Origin of the sequence: Haloarcula halophila (assembly GCF_029278565.1) — an archaeon.
Classification (GTDB): Archaea; Halobacteriota; Halobacteria; order Halobacteriales; family Haloarculaceae; genus Haloarcula; species Haloarcula halophila.
In genome coordinates, this window is record NZ_CP119559.1 from 1,009,181 (window position 1) to 1,026,923 (window position 17,743).

The 17,743-nt window shown below is 63.0% G+C and carries 13 protein-coding genes, 1 tRNA gene and 1 pseudogene; 1 reads left to right on the forward strand and 14 read right to left on the reverse strand.

What is annotated here, in order from left to right; genetic code table 11:
- Positions 1-289 precede the first annotated feature (289 nt).
- The 10 genes from P0204_RS05260 to P0204_RS05305 form a co-directional block, all read right to left on the reverse strand.
- A tRNA-Thr gene (locus P0204_RS05260) sits at positions 290-363 on the reverse strand.
- Positions 364-443: 80 nt separating this feature from the next.
- Positions 444-857, reverse strand: a complete 414-nt coding sequence (locus P0204_RS05265; protein ID WP_276222300.1) for a universal stress protein — start codon at positions 855-857, stop codon at positions 444-446.
- Position 858: 1 nt separating this feature from the next.
- The gene (locus P0204_RS05270) at positions 859-1,602 is read right to left on the reverse strand and encodes an ABC transporter ATP-binding protein (RefSeq protein ID WP_276222302.1); all 744 of its coding nucleotides are present in this window, start codon (positions 1,600-1,602) and stop codon (positions 859-861) included.
- 1 nt (position 1,603) lies between these two features.
- Positions 1,604-2,389, reverse strand: coding sequence for an ABC transporter ATP-binding protein (locus P0204_RS05275; protein WP_276222304.1), 786 nt, complete (start codon positions 2,387-2,389; stop codon positions 1,604-1,606).
- Positions 2,386-3,465, reverse strand: coding sequence for a branched-chain amino acid ABC transporter permease (locus P0204_RS05280; protein WP_276222306.1), 1,080 nt, complete (start codon positions 3,463-3,465; stop codon positions 2,386-2,388). The genes P0204_RS05275 and P0204_RS05280 overlap by 4 nt, the downstream gene beginning before the upstream one ends.
- Positions 3,462-4,349 carry a branched-chain amino acid ABC transporter permease gene (locus P0204_RS05285; RefSeq protein WP_276222307.1) on the reverse strand — a complete coding sequence of 296 codons (888 nt, stop codon included), beginning with the start codon at positions 4,347-4,349 and terminating at the stop codon, positions 3,462-3,464. Before P0204_RS05285 ends, P0204_RS05280 begins: the two co-directional genes overlap by 4 nt.
- A 4-nt stretch (positions 4,350-4,353) precedes the next feature.
- Positions 4,354-5,697, reverse strand: coding sequence for an amino acid ABC transporter substrate-binding protein (locus tag P0204_RS05290; protein ID WP_276222308.1), 1,344 nt, complete (start codon positions 5,695-5,697; stop codon positions 4,354-4,356).
- Between the two features lie 124 nt (positions 5,698-5,821).
- Positions 5,822-7,369, reverse strand: a complete 1,548-nt coding sequence (locus P0204_RS05295) for an SLC13 family permease (RefSeq protein ID WP_276222311.1) — start codon at positions 7,367-7,369, stop codon at positions 5,822-5,824.
- Positions 7,370-7,402: 33 nt separating this feature from the next.
- Positions 7,403-7,654 (reverse strand): hypothetical protein, encoded by a 252-nt coding sequence (locus P0204_RS05300; protein ID WP_276222313.1) that lies wholly within the window; start codon positions 7,652-7,654, stop codon positions 7,403-7,405.
- Positions 7,655-7,700: 46 nt separating this feature from the next.
- On the reverse strand, positions 7,701-8,681 hold the full coding sequence (locus P0204_RS05305) for a class I SAM-dependent methyltransferase (RefSeq protein WP_276222314.1): 981 nt from the start codon (positions 8,679-8,681) through the stop codon (positions 7,701-7,703).
- 75 nt (positions 8,682-8,756) lie between these two features.
- Here P0204_RS05305 and dph5 point away from each other — a divergent pair, with 75 nt between their 5' ends.
- The gene (gene dph5 / locus P0204_RS05310; protein ID WP_276222316.1) at positions 8,757-9,539 is read left to right on the forward strand and encodes a diphthine synthase; all 783 of its coding nucleotides are present in this window, start codon (positions 8,757-8,759) and stop codon (positions 9,537-9,539) included.
- Here the strand turns inward: dph5 and artA are convergent.
- The 4 genes and pseudogenes from artA to P0204_RS21050 all read right to left on the reverse strand — a co-directional run.
- Positions 9,536-10,534, reverse strand: coding sequence for an archaeosortase A (gene artA, locus P0204_RS05315; protein ID WP_276222317.1), 999 nt, complete (start codon positions 10,532-10,534; stop codon positions 9,536-9,538). The genes dph5 and artA overlap by 4 nt on opposite strands.
- A 140-nt stretch (positions 10,535-10,674) precedes the next feature.
- Positions 10,675-13,731 carry a DUF7282 domain-containing protein gene (locus P0204_RS05320; protein WP_276222333.1) on the reverse strand — a complete coding sequence of 1,019 codons (3,057 nt, stop codon included), beginning with the start codon at positions 13,729-13,731 and terminating at the stop codon, positions 10,675-10,677.
- Between the two features lie 102 nt (positions 13,732-13,833).
- The gene (locus P0204_RS05325; protein ID WP_276222334.1) at positions 13,834-16,848 is read right to left on the reverse strand and encodes a hypothetical protein; all 3,015 of its coding nucleotides are present in this window, start codon (positions 16,846-16,848) and stop codon (positions 13,834-13,836) included.
- A gap of 606 nt (positions 16,849-17,454) precedes the next feature.
- A pseudogene (locus tag P0204_RS21050) lies at positions 17,455-17,550 on the reverse strand (surface glycoprotein); the annotation flags it as partial.
- Positions 17,551-17,743: the final 193 nt, after the last annotated feature.

Below are 17,743 nucleotides of genomic sequence, written 5' to 3' on the forward strand. Positions count from 1 at the left end.
CGTCCGTGCGCCATGCCTCAAGATCGGCCGTGGCCTCGATGACTTCACGCGTCCCCGGCGACCACGTCGTGAGAACGCGGCCCTCACCGGCGACGGGCACCCACTCGGGGAGCGTGTCGGTACGGATATAGACGACGGTTCCGGTCCCGTCGCGGCCGAACCGCGTAGCCGCCCGAACTCGACCGCACCCGCGAACGCCTCAAGCGCGGGTGAGCGGTCGCCCGTGGACTCGACAGTTTTCGAACCCCCAGAAAGCGTTATACGGTGGGATTGTAGAAGAGAGGGTGTAAGCCGGTGGAGGGATTTGAACCCTCGGCCTAATCCTTACGAAGGATTCGCTCTGCCAGTCTGAGCTACACCGGCACACGCCGTCCGTGTACACTCTGTGTTGTGCCGATAACCGCAATAAGGATTGCGAATCGGTGCCGGCCCGCGAGGGGTTCTCACGCCTCGTGAGCACCGACGACCGTGACCGGAACGTCGCCCTCCAGGAGAACCTGCTGGGCGACGCTGCCGAAGACGACCTTCCCGGTCGGGGAGCGCTTGCGCGACCCCATGACGATCTGGTCGACATCGAACTCGGCGGCCAGGTCGAGAATACCGTCGGCGGGTGGTGTCCGGGCCTCGGCGAGTTGGTAGTCGATACCGCGTTCGTCGAGGGTGTCCCGAACCAAGCGGACCGTCTCGACGCGGTCGACGGATTTGAGATCCTCGGGTGCCTCTGCCTGTTCGGGCGTCAGGGCGTGGGTGACGATCGCTTCGACCTCGTCGGTTCCGCCAGGGAGGTCCGCGACGAAGGCGGCCTGTCCGCGGGCGCGATCCGGGTCGTCGTCGACGGGAACGAGTACACGGTACATCTTATCCCCCCAGGTAGAGCCGGCCGACCTCCTCGTTGTTGAGGAGTTCGGTCCCGGAGCCGGTGAACTTGATCTCGCCGCTTGCCAGGACGAACCCGCGGTCGGCGACGGAGAGCCCCTTCTCGGCGTTCTGTTCGACCAGGAGGATCGTCGTCCCGAGGTCGTTGAGCTGTTCGATCCGCTCGAAGACGTCGTCGATGAACCGCGGTTCGAGTCCGATCGAGGGCTCGTCGAGCATCATCACGTCGGGATCGACCATCAGCGCACGGGCCAGTTCGAGCAGGCGCCGCTGGCCGCCCGAGAGCGTCCCGGCCTTCTGGCCCCTGATGTCACCGAGTATCGGGAACTCGTCGTACAGTTCCTCGGCGCGCTCGGCGGCGCGGTCGTCGTCGTCGAAGACGTACCCGCCCATCAGCATGTTCTCGTGGACGCTCATCCGGGGGAAGACGCTGGCGTCCTGGAGGACGTAGCTCATCCCGCCGGCGAGGTTCTCCTGGGGCGAGCGGCCGGTGATCTCCTCCCCACGGAACTGGACGGTCCCCGACTGGACGTCGGCGAAGCCGTAGATGCTCTTCATCAGTGTCGACTTCCCCGACCCGTTCGGGCCGATGAGGCAGCCGATCTCACCCTCCCGAACGCTGATGTTCACGTCGTGGAGGACGGTCGTGTTGCCGTAGCCCGACGTCACGTCGGTCATCGACAACAACGCGTCGTCAGTCGTCGTGGATGTGTCTGTCGTTGCCATCTCATTCCCTCCCAAGGTACGCGTCGAGGACGCGCTGGTCGTTCTGGATCGCTTCTGGCGTTCCCTCGGCGATGCGCTCACCGTGGGCCAGTACGTAGATCCGGTCAGCGATCTCCATGACGAAGTCCATATTGTGTTCGATCAGGAAGATCGTCGCCTCCTCGTCGGTGTTTGCCGTACGGATGTACTCGATGAGCTTTCCGATCATCGAGGGGTTGATCCCGCCGGCCGGTTCGTCCATCAGCAGAATCTCGGGTTCAGCCATGAGTGCCATGCTGAATTCGATGAGCTTCTGCTGGCCGAAGCTCAGTCGGCCGGCCCGCACGTCCGCCAGTCCACCGAGGTCGACGTACTCCAGCAGTTCGTTGGCACGCCCCAGCAACGAGTCGTCGGGCCGTCGCAGCAGGTTCCCCACGTCGGCACCCCCTTCCTGTGCGGCGATCAGGAGGTTCTTCCTGACGGTCATATCCCCGAAGATGCGCGTCTCCTGAAACATCCGTCCCAACCCGGCCCGAGCGATCTTGTACTCGGGCCAGTCCGTGACGTCCTCACCCTGGAGGTAGACGTTGCCTTCGTCGGCATCGAGAGAGCCCGTGATGCAGTTGAACAGCGTCGACTTCCCGGCACCGTTGGGACCGATGAGGCCGACGATCTCGCCCTGGTTGACCTCGATATCGACGCTGTCGACGGCAGTCAGCCCGCCGAACCGCTTGGTGACACCGTCGGTCCGCAGGACTGCACGATCTCCCTGGGTGTCGGTCGCCGGCGTGTCAGTGGCTCGACTCACGGAGAGTCACCTCCCGAAGGCGGGTTCTCTTCGTCCGCATCTGCCTCACCGTCGGCGGCGGCCATCCCGCCGTGTTTGTAGTACTCCATCTGACTGGCATACTGCCGTAGCGAGCCGACAAGCCCCTCCGGGATAGCGATGACAGTCACGATAACCGCCAGGCCCAGCAAGACGAGCTGCCAGCCGACCGCGTAGGACTCGACGATCTCGATGACCGTATGGAGGCCGAACGCACCGATGATCGGCCCGGCGACAGTGCCGGAACCGCCCAGCAGCGCCATCGCGATCAGTTCCACGTTCCAGGCACCGTTGTAGGCAGTCTGGGGATCGATAAACGTGTTGAACAGGCTGTAGGCACCGCCGGCGAAGCCGGTAAACAGCGCCGCCAGCATCCACGCGGCGGTCTTGTAGTAGGTCGTGTTGAACCCCATCGCGGTAGCCTTCCCCTCGTCGTCCCGGATGGCGTTGAGGACGAACCCGAAGCGGGTACTGGAGAGGTAGTAGACGACCGCTGCCTCGGCGACCAGCACGCCCAGGAACAGGTAGTAGAACTCCGTTCCCGAGGGCGTCTCCAGCAGGATCTTCCCGCTGGCACCGCCGGTGATGTCGAGGTTCCGCGAGACCTGCTGGGCCGCGAGCAGGACGCCCAGCGTCGCGATGGCGAAGTAGTGGCCCCGCAGGCGCAGGACGATGATCCCGATGACCAGCGCGAACACCGTCGCGACCAGTCCGGCGACGAGAAACGCCGCCGGGAACGCGACCGCGAAGTCCTTGACCAGGATCGCCGTCGTATACGCGCCGATCCCGAAGAAGGCCATGTTCCCGAAGCTCGGGTAGCCGGTCTGGCCGCCGACGATGTCCCAGGACAGTGCCAGGATGGCAAAGAGGTACATCTCGGTCAGGACCGTCATGTAGTACCCCGACTGGAGGCCCAGCACCGGCGGGAGTGCACCGACGACGGCACTGGCGATCAGAAGCTTCCAGCCGTGGTCGTCACAGGTCCGAAACACGCGATCGACCTGATCCGGCGGGAAGATCGACTTGAGCGTTCCGGAGTCGTCCGTCTCCGTGCTCATTCTCCCACCCCCTCACCGAACAGGCCCTTTGGCTTGACGACCAGCAGGACGATCAGCAGCGAGAAACTCACCGCCAGCGTCCACTGCGAGGAGATGAATCCGGCGACCAACTCCTCGACGGAGCCGAGCAACAGGCCACCGACGAGCGCGCCGGGGATCGAGCCGACGCCGCCGAAGACGACGATGACGAAGCTCTTCAGCGTGTAGATCAGTCCCATCTGTGGCTGGATGTTGAGGATGACGGCGATGAACGACCCCACGCCGCCCGCGATGGCCGACGAGAGCCCGAACGTCACCGCGCGGGTGTGTTCGACGTCGATACCCACGAGGGCAGCAGCCTCCGGGTTCTGTGCGACCGCGCGGATCGCACGTCCAGTCCGGGTCCGTTTGAGGAAGACGAACAGCACCGCCGTCAGGACCAGCGCCCCGGCGAAGGCGACGAGTTTCATCTTCGGGACGACGACGCCCGCGATCGCCAGAGAGGGGTCGGCGAAGGAGACCTGGATCGACCGCGGGTTGGCCGACCAGGCCTGCAACGCCAGTTGCTGGATGGCGATGCTCGCTCCGAAGGTCACGAGCAGCGTCAGGAAGATGTCCGTCCCGATGACCCGGGAGACGAGCGTCCGCTGGAGCGCGTAGCCGACGACGAACAGCACGCCGATCGCGACCGGGACCGTCGCCAGGAACAGCAACGGCGAGCCCTCGGCGTTGCCGGTCACCAGCGAGAGGACCCAGTAGGAGGTGTACCCCCCCAGCATCACCATCTCGCCGTGGGCGAGGTTGATGATGTCGACGACGCCCCAGATGAGGGCGAAGCCGACGGCGACCGCCGCGAACAGCGCCCCGACGAGCAGGCCGTTGACGACAAACTGTGTCGCCGCCATCGTCTTAGCGTTCACTCCAGTCCGGCATCGGGTAGACGGGGTCGGACTGCGCGACGTTCTCGGGATAGGTGATCTGGAGGCCGGGGTCGGGCTGCCACTGGTAGACCAGCATGTTCTTGTCGATGACTCCGCTGTCGTCGAAGGCGATGCCGCCGTACACCGACGAGAAGTCGGAGTTGCGGATCTCGTCGCGGACCGGGGTCGGCGCGACCTCGTCGACGTTCTGGAACGCGTTCATGAACGTCAGGATGACGGCCTCGCCGGCGGCGCTGTGGTAGTCCGGCGTGTAGCCGTAGTTCTCCTCGATGGCGGAGACGAAGTCGCCGGTCTTGCCGTACACCGGATCGTCGAAGTTCGCGTTGACTGCCCACGAGGACGGGCCGTACATGTAGTCCCCGTTGGCGCCGACCTCCTCCTTGAACGAGTCGTTGAGGCTGCCGACGGTGCCCATCGCGGCGTCGACGTTGACACTCTGGGTCTCCATCTGGTTGGCCAGGATGATGTTGTGTTTCTGGTGGGCACACAACAGCAGGATATCGGCGTCGTTGTCCCGGACCCGCCCGAGGTTCGTCGAGAGGTCCGAGGTGTTCGAGGGGAACGTCTGGTCGACGACCAGTTCGAGGTCGGTCTGGTCGATCTTCTGTCTGGCGCCTTCCGCCGTGGACTGGCTGAACGTCCCGTCCTCCGCGAGGATCGCGATGGATTCGGGCGTCTCGTCCTGCGCGAGACACATGTCGATGAACGACTTGGCGTACTTGTTGGCCGTCGGCAGGAGGCCGAAGATCCACTCGTTACCCTGCGCGAAGATCTCCGGGCTCGCACCGCCGCCCTCGACCATCGGCTTCTGGTTCTGTGCGGCGACAGCACTGGCCGGAAGCGTCACCGTACTGGAGTACGGTCCGAGGAGGTAGTCGACGTTCTCACGGTCGATCAACTCCTGATAGATGGATTTCGAGGTCGACGCGTCGGTCCCGTCGTCCCGGAGGATCATCTCCAGTTCGTAGGTGTTGCCGTCACCGGCCTCGACGCCGCCGTTCTCGTTGATCCGCTGGATCGTGAGTTCGTAAGCGTCCTTGTACAACTGGCCGAGATCGGCGTTGTCCCCGGACAGACTCATCGATCCGCCCAGCGTGAGCACGTCCGAACCGCTACCGCTCCCGTCTGTCGATCCACCGTCACCGCCGTCGCCGCCGTCACCGCTTCCGCCGTCGCCGCTACTGCCGTCGCCACTCCCGCCATCGCCGCCACTACCGCCGTCCCCGGAGCAGCCGGAGAGGCCAGTCAGTCCGATCACGCCTGTGCTACCAGCAATCTTGAGGAACTTCCGTCGGTCGTGTTCTCGGGTCATAGCTTCGGTACGTGCGTGTATCAGTGATACACGCCCTATACGGGACGTTGTGATCCACATTAATAAACATTGAGGATAGTTCTGTCCTACCAGGGCACTAATACGACAGCCGGGGACGAGTGCCTCACCAAAGAACCGCTGGCCAGATCGTCGCGAAGAAGACGACCACCAGCGCGGTGAGCACGAGCGTCATCAAGACGTTCAACACGACTCCAGCACGGATCATGTCCCGCTGGCGGAGGTGGCCGCTCCCGAAGACGATGGCGTTGGGTGGGGTCGCCACCGGCAGCGCGAAGGCGAAACTCGCCGCGAGCGCGCCGGTGACAGTGAGGAAGACGGCGGCCGGGACCGGATCGACCCCGAGTGTCCCCGCCAGGACGCTCCCGAGCCCGATGAGCACTGGCGCGAGAATCGTCGTCGTCGCCGTGTTCGAGGACAACTCCGTCACGAGGACGGTGAAGACGATGACGGCCAACACCACGAGCACGAGCGGCGCGCCGACCACGGCGTCGAACACCGAGCGAGCGAGCCACTCAGTCGCGTCGGTGTCGGCCAGCGCGTCGGCGAGGGAGATGCCACCGCCGAAGAGGATGATCGTCCCCCAGTCGATGTCGACGAGGTTCTCCCACTCGTCGGCACCCGAAAGGACCAGCGCCGGGATCGCAAGCAAGCCGACGACGACGAAGTAGAGGACGCCACGGTGGCCAGTCAGTCCGAATATCGTCTGGCCCTCGCCACCGAACAGCGTCACGAACCACGGGTCGGGAAGCACGCCCTGGAAGAGGACACCCAGCCCCCCGAGAATCCACAGTCCGGCGGTCCCGGCGAAGATGTAGGCCGCCCGGCGACCGGCCGGCGAGAGCGGTCCCTCCTCCTGGAGGTACTCGCCAGCCTGGGCTCGCGCGTCGTCGACGTCGTCGATCTCTGGCGGGTACAGCCAGAACGTCAGGACGTACCAGGTCAGCGGGAGCGTGACGACGACGATCGGAACGCCGACCGCGAGCCACTGTGCGAAGGAGATCTCGACGCCGACGAGCCGGTCGAGAAAGGCCACGGCGACGACGTTGGGTGGGGTCCCGATCAGCGTCCCGACGCCGCCGACACTTGCCGCGTACGCCGTCCCCAGCAACGTCGCGACCCGCATGTTCGAGACGCCGTCCTCGGTCGCTTCCCGACCGACTACCTCCGCGAGGACGCCGAGTGCGACCGGCGTCATCATCGCCGTCGTCGCGGTGTTCGAGACCCACATCGAGAGTCCCGCCGTCGCGATCATGATCGCCAGAATGAGCAATCGAGGGGATCGGCCGAGTCGGTTGATGAGATAGAGCGCGAGTCGCCGATCGATGTTGTGGGTCTGCAGCGTCTCGGCGAGCATGAACCCCGCGATAAACAGGAAGATCAACGGGTCCGCAAAGCCGGACAGTGCGGCCTGCATCTCGTCGTAGACGCCAAATACCGTCAGTGCGACCGGGATGAGCAGCGCAGTCACGGGGAGCGGAAGCGCCGTCGTGACCCACAGCGTCGCGGCCAACACCATCGTCGCCAGGGCGTACTGTCCGGCCAGAGCGAGCCCCGACGGCGTCGGGACGGCGGCGACGACGGCGGTCAGCGTGACCGCGACGACGAGAGCGCCGGCGGTTCGGCGTGGTGTCTGCAGGCCGCCCCAGGTCATCCCGATCGCCTCCGGAGTTGGTTCGGTGCCATGTTAGAAGTGCTCGACGAGCACGCAGACCTGTTCGTCGTCCAGTTCGTCCCGGTAGAGGCTGAACAGCTCTTCCAGTCGCGCCTCCGAGAGGCCCCGTGTGTCGCTTTCCAGCATCGAGATGTGCGCTTGCATGATGTCTTCCACCTCCGACTCGACCTCCCGCTGTCCGAACCCGGCCGCGACCCGCAACAACCGCCACGCGGTCGGCGAGATGTCGCGTACGTCGATGTCGTCGGCCACGCTCACACCCATCCGTCGGTGGTTTCGACCATCACGCGGGTCATCATAATTGTTGGGCTCACCTCGTCAGGTGAACGTCCAGAACGACGTTGTGCTCGTGCGGTGCGTACGAGCGGACCGTATGGCGCGTCTCGACGCTGACGTCGTAGGTCGGTTGTGCCGCGTCCCTGATCGCCCGCTCGCCCGGCCCGTACGGATCGTCCTCGTGTTGGATGTCGTAGTAGTGGAGCCAACAGTCCTCGCCGGCGAGTGTCACGGCCGTCTCCAGGAACTCGTCGGCGCTGTGGGGGAGGTTCATCACGATCCGATCGGCCCATCCCGCGTACTCTGTCGCGGCGTCCCGGACGTCGCCACTGATCGCGGTGACCCGTTCCTCGACACCGTTCCGGCGGGCGTTCTCCCGGAGGTACTCGATCGCCGTCTCGTTGATGTCCGTCCCCACACAGACGGCACCCCGTCGCGCGAACGGGATCACGAACGGACCGACACCGGCGAACATATCGAAGGCGTGTTCGCCCGACCGGACCTGTTCGACGACCCGGTGGCGCTCGGTGGCCAGCCGGGGGGAGAAATACACCTCGGCCAGATCGAGCAGGAACTCCGAGCCGTACTCCCGGTGGAGCACCTCCGTGTTCTCGCCGGCCAGGAGATCCCAGTCTCTGACCCGTTGTGTTCCCTTGATCTTCGAAGCACGGTTGAGGACTGTCGTCACGGGGAGATCGGATTCGATGATGGCGTCGGCGATCTCCTCTGCTCGGTCGGGGTCGTCCTCGTCGACGATGACGGTCTCCCCGATCCGTTCGTAGCTGGGGTCGAACGACAGCAGGTCGGCCGGCATCGTCTGTCCCTCGCGGGCCGGCGTGTCGAACTCGACGACAGTGAACGCGTCGGGGACCGCTTCCGGATCGGTCACCGGGATGTACAGTGAGCCGTCCTGAACGGTGATGTCGTAGCCGTCGTCGACGAGTCCGGCCTCGGCCAGCCGGCCGCGGGTGGCCTCACCGTCCTCGCGTGCCACGCGAACGCAGGGAACGCCCATACAACCGTTCGCCGGCCGTCTGCGGTAAGCCTGACGCTTCGCGCCCTTTATCCACTCCCGCGACCGAGTGGCGATATGCTCACCTTCGTCGGCCTCGGACTCTACGACGAGCGCTCTGTCACACTGGCCGGTCGGGACGCGATCGAGGCGGCCGACCGCGTGTTCGCGGAGTTCTACACCAGTCGGCTCGTCGGAACCGACCTCGAATCCCTGGAAGCCACCCACGGTACCGACATCGAAGTCCGTGACCGCGCTGGCGTCGAACGGGACCCCGAACCGGTTCTGGCCGCCGCCGAGACCGAAGCCGTCGCCTTCCTGACCGCGGGCGATACGATGGTCTCGACGACACACACCGATCTGCGCCTCCGGGCCGAGAACCGTGGGATCGAGACGCGCGTGATCCACGGGACGACGGCACAGACCGCCGCCGGGTCGCTGACCGGACTCCAGAACTACCGCTTCGGGAAGGCCACGACTCTCCCGTTCGAGGACGCCCACGGTGGTGACGGCGTCCCCGACAGCGTCGTCTCGACGATCGAAGCCAACCAGGCCCGCGACCTGCATACGCTGGTCTACCTCGATATCAAGGTCGACGATCCCCACTGGGACGACAGCGACGACACCTACATGACCGCGGACCACGCCGCCGAGCAGCTCGCCGATCGCTTCCCCGAGCAACTCGGTGTCGTCGTCGCCCGCGCCGGAAGCCCGGACCCGACCGTCGTCGCCGACACGCTCACAGCGCTCTCAGAACGGGAGTTCGGGGCACCGCTGCATCTGCTCGTCGTTCCAGCCGACCTCCACCCGATCGAAGAAGACGCGCTAACCGAACTCGCCGGACTCCCCGAGAAGCGTTAGTCGTCACCGGGTGTCGCGCTCGTCTCGGCGTCGGGCGTGTGAAACGCCGCTTCGAGATCGTACTCGTTGCCGGTCAGCATGAACAGCAGGTCCTCGACCAGTACCGTCATCTCCGGAAGCTCCCGGACCAGTATCCACGTGAGTCCGACGAGGACGACGACCGAGCCGACCTGTGCGAGAATCCGATCCGCGAGATAGTACGACACCATCCGTGGGTCCGAGATCCCGAACAGCGACATGATTGGCCCCTCGAAGACCTGCATCCGCTGGCGGCCAAACGAGATGGCGATGAAGACGTTCCGGAACAGGTTCAGGACGTAGATCACCGCCGCCGTCGCCGCCAGCGCCCTGAGCTTGCGCCGCCACGGGGCCGACACCGCCAGGATGGCACCGGCGAAGATCGAGATACTCCCGATCCCGGTACAGGCAAGCAGGATGTTGTAGGTGACCGGCCCCTCCTCGTGGTCGAACCAGAACGTGCTCTCGTAGGGGTACTGCTTGGTGACGATCTCGATCCCGTTGTGTGAGAAGCCGTCGACGACGACGGGATCGACGCCCAAAAGCGCCATCAGAAAGCCGGTCTGGTCGGTGACAACCTCGACCAGGAACTGCCGGAGCGGCTCGATCGTGAGGAAGGGGACGTAGACGATTCCCATCGTCCCGACCGCTCGGGTCAAGACGAACAGCGAGTCCCGCCCGTTCCACAACAGGTAGCCGGCATACAGCGACAGCGGGACCGCGGCCACGCTGCCGATCCCCTCGACGAAACTCTTCTGTGTCAGGACGAAATGGGGGATCAGCACGAACCAGAACGCGCCGAACAGTCCCCACCCCGTGACTGCCGTGATTCTGGCCCACTGCTCGTCTCTGTGGTGGAGGAGCGCACTTCCGAGAAAGCTCGCGAGGACGAGCCACATCAGCGGCTCCGAGAGAACGAGCGGGTCAAACGACAGTCCAGCGAACGTGACACGGGACTGCAGGACTGTCGCCATCATTGGTCGTATATTGGCAAATCCGGCGTATATGCTTTGCCGTTACGCCCGCGTGCAGCGGTCGAGCGAGACCGACGGCGACAGCTGTCGCTACCGGGCTAGCGCATAAAAAAGGCGAGTTTCAGGGACCGGAGTTACTCCGGTTAGTTGTTACGGCGGACTGCGAGCAGCGCCGCGGCGACCAGCGCGACCAGAGCGATCACAGCGGTGAAGCCGGGACCGTCTCCGGACGTGGTGGTCGGTGCGTCAGTCGGCGTGCTCATCTCGGTCGGCTCCTCGGTCGGCGTCGGCGTCGGCGTTGCCGTCGGCTCGTCCGTCGGCGTCGGCGTCGGCGTCGGCGTCGAGGTGACGACCGTCACGTTCGCGCTGTCGGTCACTGCCGAGCCGTCCTCGGTGTAGGGACCGTCAGCGTCCGGGAAGTCGTACTCCTCGTTTCCGTTAGTGTCGAGGTGCGGCATCGCGATCGCCGTGAAGTCCTCTTCCTGGGCGTCCACGGAGACCTCGATGTCCTCGTGGCTACCGGAGTCGAGGTAGTCGGAGTTCCCGATGACACTGCCCGCGACTTCGCCGTCGAGGAGCGTGCCATCGTGGATGACGACGAAGCCACCGTCGGACAGCGACGCGCTGTCAACAGTGACAGTCTCGCCGTCGGATTCCTGGTCGCTGATATTGACGGATGCAACCGGTGCGGCTGCGACGCGACCGTCAATCTCTTCGCCCAGTTCGTCACCGCTCAGGCGAACCTGACCAGTGAAGTTGGCACCGGGCTGCTCGTCGCTGAAGTCAGCCGTGGCCGTGAAGGTCCCGTCCGGCTGGACGATCGCGGTCGGCTGCTTCAGGAACGGAGCGCTGGAGTCGGAACTCCGGAGGAACACCGTGAGTTCCGTACCAGGTGCGACGACACTCTCGCCAGAGATGTTCTGGCCTTCGGCAGCGCGAACAACGACATCGTCATCGTTGTTCAGGCTGGTACCGTCGTCGCGGTCCAGGACATCGAAGGTACCGTTGACGTCCTGCGCGTCTTCGTCAGTACCCAGTTCAGTGGCATCGTCGCCGGCAACACTGAAGTTGGTCGTGTACGCGTCACCGTCTTCGGCACCCTCGTCGAGGAGTGCCTGACTGTCGACGGCAACGAACTGCGTGTTGTTGTCCTCGTCGACGAGGACGTGGACGTTGCTGGTGCCGAGGTCGTCGATGGAGATGTCGGATTCCTCGACGTTAGCGCCGGGGTCCTCGTCCTCGAAGAGGAACGAGATGTGGCCCGTGTCCGCGTCCTGGAAGTTCTCCGTGTGCGTCTGCAGCGCTTCGGCCTCGGAGAGATCGTTCACTTCCGAGTGGTACGTGTACAGACCTTCGAGGCCGGAGGCCTCGACCTGAGCGACGAGCGTGTCCTGCGTCGCGAGCTCTTCGGACTGCGTCAGCTCGCCGTCCTGGATCAGCTGGTAGACATCGCCGACCTCGTCGTTGTCGAGGTCCTCGATGTCACTGAAGCTGTCTTCCGGAGCGACCCAGTTCTGCAGGTTCTCGGTCGACCGGTCCTGCAGGGAGATCGTTCCGACGTCCTGCTCGTTGTCGCCGGTGACATCGTTGTCGTTCTCACCGGTGATGTTCATCGTGTAGTCCGTGGAGTCGAGGAGATCCTCTCCGACTTCACGGTCGGTGTCGACGAAGCCACCGTTCCGCTCGATGACTTCCAGCTCGTCGTCGTCGTCAGCGACGGTGACGACGCCGGGGTTGACCTCGTCCATCGGGACCGCGCCCGCGGAGTAGCTGTTGAACTGAACAGTGACCTGCCCGTCGTCACTGTCGTCCGTCAGGTTCAGCAGCAGGTTGTAGTTGTCGTCGGACTCGTCACCGATGTTCAGCATCGCAGTGTCGGTGTTTTCGAGGTTGACCGTGACGTTCACAACGTCACCGCGTTCCTCGATGAAGACACCGTCGGCTTCGAAGCCGGCTTCAGCGTCGCCAGCTTCGACGACTTCGAACTCGTCGCTGTTTGCGCTGACCTGCGTGTTGACGTCGGAGATTTCGACGGTGTAGTTGCCGGTGTCGACTTCACCGAAGTCGACCTCGGCCTCACCGTCGTTGTCGATCGTGACCGTTCGCTCGACTTCCTCGTCACCGTTGGAGTCGAGGAGATCGGCGTCGACCTCGCGGTCGATGTCGTTGGACTCGACAGTCGCAGTCACGTTCTCGTCGTCCTCGAACGTGTCCTCGTCAGCCTCGACCGAGAGGCCGAGGTCTTCGAGCTGCAGCGAGCTGTTGGTGCCCGCGTTGTCGTTCTCGATGTTGTAGTCGCCAACGTCGCGGTTGTCGGTGTCGAAGACGTAGACCTGGCTGTTCGCGCCAGTACCACGCGTGGCGGAGAACGTCAGGTCATCGTCGCCGTCCGTGTTGATCTGGAACTGGTCACCGACGTTGCCCTCGAACGTGACGTTGGAGCCCTGGTAGGCTTCAACGTCGTCGTTCGTGAGCGTGTTGACCGTAGCCGGTGCGAACTTCGCTTCTTCCGTGACTTCGTCGAGGCTGTTACCGTCCGTATCTTCGTAGCCGGAGACGGTGACCTCGTCGATGCGGTTGTAGGTCTGGTCAGTGTCCACCACGACGCGCCCGTTGTCGGGCGACTGGATCTGCGAGTCGTCGACGGAGATGTCGTCGTCGTTGCTGAGGTGGATCGTGACTTCAGGGTTGTCCTCGAAGACGTCCTCGTTGAACGCCAGTTCGAGGATGGTACCCTCTTCGGAGTCGACGTAGTGCGTTGCTTTGCGCAGCTCAGGTGCTCCGGGCTCGGAGTCACCTTCGTTCGGCGGTTCGGTTCCAGCTTCCTCGATCGTGACCGAGGAGGTCACGGTCGACGAGCTTTCCGATCCGACGAAGCCAGAGACCTCGATCGGTCCACTGTCACCAGTCGATGCGTCGTCCGCGACCTCGTAGGTGATAGTGGTCTCGAAGGAGTCACCAGCAGCGAGCTGGCTGGTGTAGAAGACAGCATCCCCGCCGAAGTTGCCGGTTTGGCCGTCTCCTGAAGCCGAGACTGCGGTAACGCCGTCAGGCAGGTCACCGAGTTCAAGACCGCCGGCGGATGCAGTCTCGTCTCCATCGTTCGTCAGTGTATACGTCACGTCGAATGTCGATCCCTGCGTCGCCGTCCCCGGATCGGAGGCCGACAGATCGGCCTGCGGGGCTGCAGCAACAGGCATCGACAGGGCAACGACGGACAGCACCATAAGCGCTGCCAGGCCCAGTGCCTTTACTGAATTGTGGTTACGTGTCATGTGTTGTTAGCTTGTTTTGTGATTCGATCAGTTAGCTTGGTTGTACGCTTCGATGACGGCGAGGACATCCTGGAAGCCAACAGGCTGACCGCCGATCTGCGAGTCGTCGTTACTCGCCTGAATCGCAGCGATGACTTCCGGGAAGTCGATCTCGCCGTTGTTGTTGGTGTCGAACCGCTCAACGCCACCACTGCTGGTGTCGTTGGTGACAGTGATCTCAGCCGTTTGGCTGCCGTCGTCCGTGAAGACACCGTGCGTGTAGTTGCCGGTGTTAGCGAGGCTGAGGCCGTCGAATTCCACAGTCTGCGATTCGCCAGCTTCCAGCGTGACTTCCTGGCTGGCGACCGTCGTGTTCTCGGTGAGAAGACCGGTTCCAACGCGGAACTCGACAGTCTTCGTGTCCGAGACCGGAGCGGTGTTCTCGATCGTGGCGCTAGCGGTGAATTCCTCTTCGGCACCGACAGTCGTCGGTGCGGACAGGCCGCTCACCTCGAAGTTGCCGTCGGTCGGCTCCGCGCCGACGATGACAACGTTCGCTTCCTGGGTGAAGTCGATCTTGACCGGGCTGTCGGTGTCACCGACACCCTCGGTTCCGGAGTCGAGCTCGATACCGGCGACACGCGTGTAGTCGACGCCGTCAGGGTCTTGGGCCGGCACACGCGGGAGCGTGTACTGAGCCTGACCCTGCTGCTCGGACGGGAAGGTCAGCAGCGTCACCGACGTCGCGTTCTGGAGCGTGACGGTGTCGAAGCCGTTCCCGGTTCCGTTAGCGATCTCGTACGCTTGGAGCGTCTCACCAGTGACAGTGACGTTTTCGCCGCTGTCAGTGTTGGTGACAGTGAACTCCGCGTCGAGGACCTCAGATCGGGTCCGGTCGGTCAGATCGTCTTCCGCTTCGATAGTGAAGACCGTCCCGTTCTGCGAGACGAACTCTTCAGTGTAGACAACGGAGCCGATGATCGGCTCGTTGTCCTCGTTGGTCACGATACCGGAGACCGAGCCAGTTTCGAACACGGTCGTTCCAACGAAGGTGACGTTCGACTCGTCGGTGATCGACGAGTCGGCTTCGAGCGTCGCCGTCTTGTTGGTCCGAAGCGTCGTGTCGTTCTGGACGGTTTCCAGCAGGACAGTCGCCTCGCTGTCGCCGTCCGTGGAGACGGTGACAGTCGGCGAGGACGACGAGTTGTCAACGTTGACGACAGTCCCACCGATCGCAGTCGGGAGGAACTGTCCGTCGAAGTCGTCGTTGAGGCCGACCGTGACGTTGGTGTCAAGGTCGTCAACGACTTCGCCCTGGAAGTTAGTCGCGGTCGCGTTAACTTCGATCACGTCGATGGTTCCGTCACGTGCGACCGGCTGGTAGGTGTCGTCGCTCTGATCGTCGAACGCAGTGATATCGTCAGTGCTGACATCACTGAGGTCGTCGATCGCCGGGTGGACACCGACCTGCGTGATGTTCACCGAGTCAGGTTCGACTTCCTTCTCTTCGAGCAGGAAGGTCCGCTCGACCACGTCACGATCCGTATCGTAGGACGTGATAGTGGCATCCTGGTACTGTCGTGCGTAGTCAGCACGCTCGGCCATCACGGTGTAGTCGACACCGTTTTTGCCGTCAGCACGCAGGTTGGTCAGGGTTGCCTGCCCGTTTTCGTTGGTGGTCGCAACCGGGTTAGCATCCGTATTGCTCGCGCGGTCTTCGACACCGGCAGCGGTCAGGTTCTCAGTGACTTCGACATCCACGGCGCCGCTAACGTTCGTGAAGTTAGCGTTGCCGGGGTTGTCGATGTCACCGGTTTCCGTCGACTGGACGGTGTAGTTGCCAGGTTCGATCGGGACGATGTTGAACTGGAAGCTGGGGCCCAGTGCCGTGTTGCCACCGTCACCGGCGGTAGCAAGGAATCCAGATCCGACACTGTCGTCGGACTGGTTCAGCGTGTCGTTGCGGACGAAGTCCGAACTGTCGTCGTACGTGATGTCGTAGTCATCATTGTCGACGACAGCACCGGTGTCTTCGTTGATGACACGGAATAGTGCCTGATCGCCGGTATCCACGTTGGTTTCGTTGTTCGCGTCGATCTGGTTGTTGAGGAACCGATCCGTTTCCACTGCGTAAACAGTGGCACCCTCAAGCTCAGCGGCGGTGTCCTTGTCCTTGACCTGTGCGACGAAGACGCCTTCACCGTCTTCGGGGATGAAGGAGGCCGTCGCCTGGGTCGTGAGGCCGTTCGAGGTCTCGAATTCGAGCAGGACGTCCTGCACTGTGTCCGAGGTAGCCGTGAACGTGACCTCACCATCTGCGTTGGTCGAGGTAGTGACACTGGTCTGGGTACCAGCCGTATCCGGATCCAGGTCAACAGTGCCATCGACATCACTGGGGTTAGCGAAGCTCACTGTCACGTCCTCACCCTCAAGGGGCTGGTCAGGACTAGCAAGATCGTTAGTCGTGACCTGAGCCGTGAAGCTAGCTTCGTCAGTCGAATCGGCGATTGCGGTACCGTCACTAGCGACAATCTCGATGTCGTCCGCGTTCACGACACGCTGGAGACGGACGTCGAAGCGTTCAGTAGAGCCTGCTTCGACCAAGGCCGTACGGGCGAACGACTCATACTGGGTGCCAGTTGCGTTTTCGACCTGACTCGTATCGATCCGAACCCGGTAGTCGATGCCGTCGGGGAAAGTACCAGGATCAGGGACCGGGACTTCAACGGTGTATTCGTCGTTCGAACCGCTGACGAATGCCGGCGAGGCTTCGACCTCACGAACGTCACCACTGATAGTGCCGTCTGCATCGCCGTCGGTTTCGACGATCAGCTCGACATCACTGGCGTTGTCAATCCGGTTACCGTTCTGGTCACGGAGGTCACCAGTAATGAACGCCGTATCGTCTTCGGCTGTGACATCAGTGTCGACAGTGGCAGTGTCCTCGGTGTTGCCGTTGGCGTCCGTGGTAGTGAGCTCAGACTCAACCGTGTCCGGAGCTACACCGTTAGGGATGGAGACCGAGAACGAGACGTTCCGACTCTCACCCGCTGGCACAGTCACGCTCTTCGTACTGGTGGCTGCGGTCGCTCCAACGGAGCCGGTATCACTGTACGACACGTCACGCGTGATCTCACTCGCACCGTTGTTCGTGAGTTCACCGGTAACGGTGATACTCGTTCCCTCGGTGGCAAGCCCCGGAGCACGGGCTTCAAGGTCCGCGTCCGCAGCAGTGATGGTGACGGTAGTATCGAGTTGGGTCGTACTACCCGGGTTAACTATGAAGCTAACCGGGTATTCACCCGCACTAGTCGGGTTTCCGACATCCTCGATTTCCAGTGTGAGAGTATCTTGACCACCATCGACCGTGGCGGAGCTTTCGGTACTGAACTCCACTACACCGTTGTTGTTGTCAACGGTGAAAGTCGATGAGTCGATACCCTGTGCGTTTGACCCAGAGTCGAGGAAGTTCTCCGAGCCCGTACCAAGTGTGGCTATGGAGCTCTCGTCGACGTTGCTGAGGTCAAACTCACTTCCGAATTCTATTCGATAATCCTGTGCGTCCTCATCGGACGTTGGTGAAACCTGGAACGTATATGTCCCAGTATTACCAGCTGCAGCTGAACTGGTGGATACGCCACCCGAGTCCAGGTTCTGGTTTGCCGCAGCCGCGTTCCCTGAGAGCGCGACGGTCCCTCCGAATACGGAGAATACCATCAGCGCCGCGAGGAACAGACTACGGAGTTTTTCGTTTGTGTCTGTCATGTTTGGTTGTATGTTATTTCAGTCGGCGACGGGAGCTTTCCTCGATCGCAGACGCGACCCGCGTACCGGTCTGAACGATCGTACTCACTGCCATCACCATGGGTAGGGGTACGGTCTAAACCAACGTTGGATGTTATAAATGCTTTGTGGTCAGTGAACAGGGATGAGAGAGTGTAACACACCAGAAAACGGG

Coding starts and splice junctions, on each gene's coding strand:
- P0204_RS05265 (WP_276222300.1), bottom strand. CDS start 857: ATGTACCGTGTACTCGTTCCCGTCGACGACGACCCGGATCGCGCCCGC.
- dph5 (WP_276222316.1), top strand. CDS start 8,757: ATGCTCACCTTCGTCGGCCTCGGACTCTACGACGAGCGCTCTGTCACA.
- P0204_RS05270 (WP_276222302.1), bottom strand. CDS start 1,602: ATGGCAACGACAGACACATCCACGACGACTGACGACGCGTTGTTGTCG.
- P0204_RS05320 (WP_276222333.1), bottom strand. CDS start 13,731: ATGCCTGTTGCTGCAGCCCCGCAGGCCGATCTGTCGGCCTCCGATCCG.
- P0204_RS05285 (WP_276222307.1), bottom strand. CDS start 4,349: ATGGCGGCGACACAGTTTGTCGTCAACGGCCTGCTCGTCGGGGCGCTG.
- P0204_RS05290 (WP_276222308.1), bottom strand. CDS start 5,697: ATGACCCGAGAACACGACCGACGGAAGTTCCTCAAGATTGCTGGTAGC.
- P0204_RS05300 (WP_276222313.1), bottom strand. CDS start 7,654: ATGGGTGTGAGCGTGGCCGACGACATCGACGTACGCGACATCTCGCCG.
- P0204_RS05305 (WP_276222314.1), bottom strand. CDS start 8,681: ATGGGCGTTCCCTGCGTTCGCGTGGCACGCGAGGACGGTGAGGCCACC.
- P0204_RS05295 (WP_276222311.1), bottom strand. CDS start 7,369: ATGACCTGGGGCGGCCTGCAGACACCACGCCGAACCGCCGGCGCTCTC.
- artA (WP_276222317.1), bottom strand. CDS start 10,534: ATGATGGCGACAGTCCTGCAGTCCCGTGTCACGTTCGCTGGACTGTCG.
- P0204_RS05280 (WP_276222306.1), bottom strand. CDS start 3,465: ATGAGCACGGAGACGGACGACTCCGGAACGCTCAAGTCGATCTTCCCG.